3 protein-coding genes are annotated in these 6,000 nt (G+C 75.8%); 2 read left to right on the plus strand and 1 reads right to left on the minus strand.

Annotated elements, in window-relative coordinates; all coding sequences use genetic code 11:
* Positions 1-39 precede the first annotated feature (39 nt).
* Complete coding sequence (locus AC07A6_RS04315) at positions 40-1,815, plus strand: S8 family peptidase (protein WP_478776021.1); 1,776 nt, start codon at positions 40-42, stop codon at positions 1,813-1,815.
* A gap of 238 nt (positions 1,816-2,053) precedes the next feature.
* Positions 2,054-4,807, plus strand: a complete 2,754-nt coding sequence (locus tag AC07A6_RS04320) for a helix-turn-helix transcriptional regulator (RefSeq protein ID WP_478776008.1) — start codon at positions 2,054-2,056, stop codon at positions 4,805-4,807.
* A gap of 18 nt (positions 4,808-4,825) precedes the next feature.
* On the opposite strand, the gene AC07A6_RS04325 is transcribed toward AC07A6_RS04320, so the two are convergent.
* On the minus strand, positions 4,826-5,746 hold the full coding sequence (locus AC07A6_RS04325) for a glycoside hydrolase family 19 protein (protein ID WP_478776009.1): 921 nt from the start codon (positions 5,744-5,746) through the stop codon (positions 4,826-4,828).
* Positions 5,747-6,000 lie beyond the last annotated feature (254 nt).

The following is a 6,000-nucleotide window of genomic DNA, read 5'->3' on the forward strand; positions in this document are numbered from 1 at the left end:
GTGCACGCACCCAGACGTCGGCTCATATCCGTCGTGGCCATGTCCGTCACCCTGCTCGCCGGCGCCGCCACCTCCGCGGTGGCCGTGACCCCCGCGAACGACCCGGCCGCCTCCACCCTGCCGGCCGCCGCGGCCCCCGCCGCCCCGGCCGCCGCCCCGGTCGAGAACCTGATCGTCGGCTACAAGTCCTCGGCCTCCGAGGCCAGCTCCAACGACGCGGCCGCGACCGACGCCGCCGCCAAGGGCCAGAAGGCCGGCAAGAAGGCCAAGTTCGACCGCCGCCTCGGCACCGGAGCCGCGCTCGTCAACCTCGGCGGTGCGACCGCCCCGGCCGACGCCGCGAAGGTGATGGACCAGTTCCGCGCCGACCCGGACGTCGCCTACGTCGAGCCGGACTCCCGCGCCTACGCCATGGCCACCCCGGACGACACCGAGTACGCCAAGCAGTGGGACCTCTTCGAGCCCACCGCCGGCATGAACGTGCCCGCCGCCTGGGACAAGACCACCGGCTCCGGCGTCACCGTCGCCGTCATCGACACCGGCTACGTGGCCCACTCCGACGTGGCCCCCAACATCGTCGCGGGCTACGACTTCATCAGCAGCTCCACCGCCGCCCGTGACGGCAACGGCCGCGACAACAACCCGGCCGACCAGGGCGACTGGAGCGCGGCCGGCGAGTGCGGCACCGGCTCCAAGGCCAGCGACTCCTCCTGGCACGGCACCCACGTCGCCGGCACCATCGGCGCCGCGACCAACAACACCAAGGGCGTCGCGGGCATCGCGTACAACGCCAAGATCCAGCCCGTCCGCGTGCTCGGCAAGTGCGGCGGCGCCACCTCGGACATCGTCGACGCCATCACCTGGGCCTCCGGCGGCACCGTCGCGGGCGTCCCGGCGAACGCCACCCCCGCCAAGGTCATCAACATGAGCCTCGGCGGCTCCGGCGCCTGCACCACCAGCTACCAGAACGCCATCAACGCGGCCGTCGCCCGCGGCACCACCGTCGTGGTCGCCGCCGGCAACAGCAACGCGGACGCGGCCGGCTTCTCGCCCGCCAGCTGCAACAACGTGATCAACGTGGCCGCCAGCAACCGCACCGGTGACCGCTCCTTCTACTCCAACTACGGCGCGATCATCGACGTCGCCGCCCCGGGCGGTGAGACCCGCCGCGCCACCGACACGCCCGGCACCGTCACCACCCCCGAGAACGGCATCCTCTCCACGCTGAACGGCGGCACCACCACCCCCGGCGCCGAGATCTACAAGCCGTACCAGGGCACCAGCATGGCCGCCCCGCACGTCGCGGGCCTCGCCGCCCTCCTCGTCGCGGCCAAGCCCTCGCTGACCCCGGCGCAGATCGAGTCGGCCATCAAGGCCAACGCCCGCCCGCTGGCCGGCACCTGCACCGGCGGCTGCGGCGCCGGCCTCGCCGACGCCACCGCGACCGTCAACGCCGTGACCTCGACCCAGCCCACCCCGGCCTTCGAGAACACCGCGGACTTCGCCATCGGCGACAACACCACGGTCGAGAGCCCGATCACCGTCACCGGCGTGACCGGCAACGCCCCGGCCACCCTCCAGGTCGGCGTGAACATCCAGCACACCTACATCGGCGACCTGAAGGTCGACCTGGTCGCCCCCGACGGCACCGTCTACACCCTGCACAACCGGGCCGGCGGCAGCACGGACAACATCAACCAGACCTACACCGTCAACGCCTCCTCCGAGGTCGCGAACGGCACCTGGAAGCTCCGTGTGAACGACAACGCGGGCGGCGACACCGGCAAGATCGACTCCTGGAGCCTCGGCTTCTGACCCCGGTCCCGCACCGGTCCCGGCGGAGCCCCCCAACTCCGTTCTGACGGACCAAAGGTACGGACCAATCCAGTGCGCGGGTCTGCCGGTACCTCCCGTACCGGCAGACCCGCCGCGCATTCCTGCCGCCCGACTGAATTCTGCGTCACAATCCGGGTCCGCCGGGGGGCTGACCTCGTATTGTCGCGTCTCACAGGAAGGGCACAGGAGCAGGGGCGCGAAAGGCTGGTGGCTGTGCGTGGCGGCGACGGGGAACGCTGACACCAACGTCGGACACGGTGCACTCATCGAGGCGGTCGACCGGGCGCTGACCACGCACGGCCGCGCCGTCCTCACGGGCTGCGCGGGATCGGGGAAGACCGAGGTGGCGCGGGCCGTCGCGGCCGCCGCCGCCCGCCGGCGCGAAACCGTCCTGCACCTCGCCCCCGAAGCCGCCGACCGGGAGATACCCGAGGCCGCGGCCGCGGCCCTCCTCGCCTCCGTCCCCCGCACCGCCCTCGACCGCCTCGCCGGACCCCAGCGCACCGCCATCGCCCTGCTGCGCCGCGAGGCCGACGCCCCCCGCGCCGGCCGCGACCACGTCGCCCTGCGCCTGGCCGTCGTCGAAGTGCTCCGCGGCCTCACCGTCCCCGGCCCCGTCCTGCTCGTCCTCGACAACGCCCAGTGGCTCGACCCCGAGAGCACCGACCTGCTCCGCTTCGTCCTGCGCCTGACCCCGCCGCGCGTCCGGGTCCTCGCCGCCGAATGCGTCCAGTCCGCACCCGTCGCCGAATCCCTCTGCGGCCCCGGCACCCCCGTCGTCCACGTCCCCGCGCTCGGCGCCGACGAGGTCGCCGAACTCCTCCTGCGCCACGGCCTGCCCGCCCGCCTCGCCGGCCGCATCCACCAGGCCAGCGGCGGCAACCCGCGCCTCGCCCTCGCCCTCGGCCACTCCCTCGCCGAAGCCGCCGGCCAGGGCGGCGGCGCCCACCACGCCGACACCCTGCCCGTCACCGGCCAGGCCCGCGAGGTCGCCCGCCGGCTCCTCGCCGCCGCCCCCGGCCGGACCCGCCCGACCCTGCTGCTCGCCGCCCTCGCCGCCCGCCCCACCACCGCCCTGCTCCGCCGGGCCGGACGCCCCGACGCCGAGGCCGAACTCGCGCAGGCCGAACGGGCCGCACTGGTCACCGTCGCCGAGGACGGCACCGTCGCCTTCACCGCCGGCGCGCTGCCCGCCGCCCTGGCCGCCGACGCCGGCTGGCCCGAGCGCGCCGCCGGCCACGCCGCGCTCGCCGCCGCCGTCGACGACCCCGTCCAGGCCGTGCGCCACCGCGCGCTCGCCGTCGACACCCCCGACGCGGACCTCGCCGCCGAGATCACCCGGGCCGCCGACGCCTGCCGCCGCCGGGGCCAGCGGGCGCTGGCCGCCGAGCTCGGGCTGCTCGCCGCCGAACGCACCCCCGCCGCCCTCCCGCAGGAGGAGCTCGCCCGCCTCGTCGGCGCCGCCGAGGACGCGGGCTGGGCCGGCCGGGCCGACCTCGCCCGCCGTGCCACCCGCGCCGTCCTCGCCCGCGACGCCTCGCCCGCCCAGCGGGTACGGGCCCGGCTCGCGGTGATCGACGCCGCCGGGCAGGCCCTGGCCGACCTCGACGAGACCATCGCCCACGCCGTCGCCGACGCCGCCGGGGACCCCTCCCTGCAGGCCGCCGTCCAGCTGCGGATCGCCTGGAAGCACAACATCGGCGACGGCGACCCCGTCCGCGCCCGCGACGCCGCCGCCGAGGCCGGGGCGCTCGCGAAGGCCGGGGGAGACCAGGTCGCCGAAGCCATGGCCCTGACCGTCCGCGCCCGGATGGGACGCATCCTCGGCGACCCCGACGCCGAGGACATCCTGGCCGAGGCACTCGCCCTGCCCGCGCCCGAGGTCCCCCTCGGCATGCGCAACGCACCCCAGTTCCTCGCCGTCCGCCACGCCCTCTTCGACGACCGGCTCACCGACGCCCGCCGCCAGCTCCTCGTCCTGCTGCCCGCCGTCCAGCGCACCGGCTCCGCCGAGGACGTCTTCGAGGTGCTGCGCAGCATGACCGAGGCCGAACTGCGCCGCGGCCGCTGCGTCCGCGGCACCGCACACGCCCGCCGCGCCCTGGAACTCACCATCGAGGCGGGCCTCTCGCCCGGGCCGGCCTGGTACGTGGCCGCCACCGCCGAGGCCGCCGCCGGCAGCTTCGCCCGCGCCGCCGCGTACGCCCGCCGGGGCATCCGCGCCTCGGAGGAGGAGGGCGACCAGGTCTTCCTGTCGCGGGGGCTCTACGCGCTCGGCACCGTGGAACTCGCCACCGGCGAGGCCTCGAGGGCGGTCGCCACGCTGAGCCGGGTCGCCGCCCTGGAGGAGGCCCAGCAGGTGGTGGACCCCTCCGTCCTGCGCTGGCACGGGGAGCTCGCCGAGGCCCTGGTCGCCGCCGACGCACCCGGCGAGGCGGCCGGGCTGCTGGACCGGGTCACCCCGGTCGCCCGCTCCCTCGGCCGGACCACGGTGCTCGCGGCCCTGGACCGGGCCCGGGGGCTGTGCCTGTCCGCGCGGGGCGAGCCGGAGCGGGCCGTGGCCCTGCTGGAGGCCACGGCCGAGCGGTTCGGCGGCTTCGGCCTGCCCCTCGAACGCGGCCGTACCCTGCTCGCGCTGGCCCGCGTGGAACGCCGGCGCAGGCGCCGCGCCCCCGCCCGGGCCGCGCTGCGGGCCGCCGCCGAACTGTTCGAGGCCGCCGGGGCCGGGCCCTGGCTGGACCTGGCCCGGGAGAACGCGCCCGAGAGCTGCGGCCCGCACCCCGGGGTGGCGGCCCTGACCGAGGCGGAGGCCCGGCTCGCGCTGCTGGTCGCCGGGGGAGCGAGCAACCAGGAGGCGGCCGCGAAGCTGTTCCTGAGCGTCAAGACGGTGGAGGCCCGGCTCACCCGGATCTACCAGAAGCTCGACGTCCGCTCCCGCGCCCAGCTGGCCACGGCGCTGCGCGGCCAGTGAGCCGGGTCTCCGGGCCGGTCAGCAGCTCAGGTTGGCGCCCGGGGTGACGCCCAGCAGCTGGGTGAAGCTCTGGTACTTGCTCACCCGGCTCTGCACCTGCGCCGGGTTCCCGCCGTTGCACTCCAGGGCCCCGTTGATGGAGCGGATCGTCTCGCCGAAGCCCGCGCCGTTGACCATGGCGGCGTGCGCGGTCATCGTGCCGGGGCCGTTCTGGGTGTTCCAGTACCAGAGCGCCGTCTTCATCGCGACGGCCGGGTCCTGCTCCACCAGGTAGGGGTTGGCGAGCAGGTTGATGCCGAGGGCGTCGCCCGCCGCCTTGTAGTTGAAGTTCCAGCTGAGCTGGATCGGGCCGCGGCCGTAGTACGCGGCCTGGCCGGCAGGACAGCCGTAGGGCTGTGAGGCGTCGCAGTAGTGCGGGTAGTTGGCGGTGTTCTGCTCCACTATGTACACCAGCCCGCCCGTTTCGTGGGAGACGTTCGCGAGGAAGGCGGCCGCCTCGCGCCGCTTGACGGTGTCGTCGCCGGTGTTGGCGAAACCGGGGTACGCGGAGAGCGCCGCGACCAGGCCGTTGTAGGTGTAGAAGGGGTTCCGGTTCGGGAACATCTGGTTGAACTGGGCCTCGCTGACCACGAAGCCGGAGGGGTTGCCGGTGCCCGGGTCGGGGTCCTGGCCCCCGCCGCCGCAGGCGCCCTGGTCCGACCAGACGCCCCACTGGCCGGTGGTGCCGGGCGTCTCGCCCTGGGTCCACCACTTGGCCTGCCAGTTGTGGCCGCCGTGCGAGGCGTTCATGCCGCCCGTGTAGACGGCGGAGGAGCTCCAGGCCCCGGCGCAGGCGGGGGCCGCGGCGGCGGGGGAGGCGGGCAGGGCGACGGCCAGGCCGAGGGTCGCGGCGGCGGCCGCGGCGAGGGAGAGGGCGCGGCGGCGAAGCGTGCGTATCACGTAACTTCTCCTGGGGTGGGGGGAATTGTCGCGGGACGGTGGGGGGCGACAACTACCGCCACTGAACCGAGAATGGTCTGGACCTGTCAAGGTCTAGACCAAATCCTTTGCCGTCGGGCCGTCGGGCCGACGGACCCTCCACCGGGCCCCGGACACGCCGGAGCGGGGGGGGGGGGGGGGGGGGGGGGGGGGGGGGGGGGGGGGGGGGGGGGGGGGGGGGGGGGGGGGGGGGGGGGGGGGGGGGGGGGGGGGGG

The organism is Streptomyces sp. NPDC044002 (assembly GCF_056434525.1).

Bases quoted from the DNA above. Each gene is read 5' to 3' on its own strand.
- AC07A6_RS04315 (WP_478776021.1), top strand. From the start codon at position 40: ATGTCCGTCACCCTGCTCGCCGGCGCCGCCACCTCCGCGGTGGCCGTG.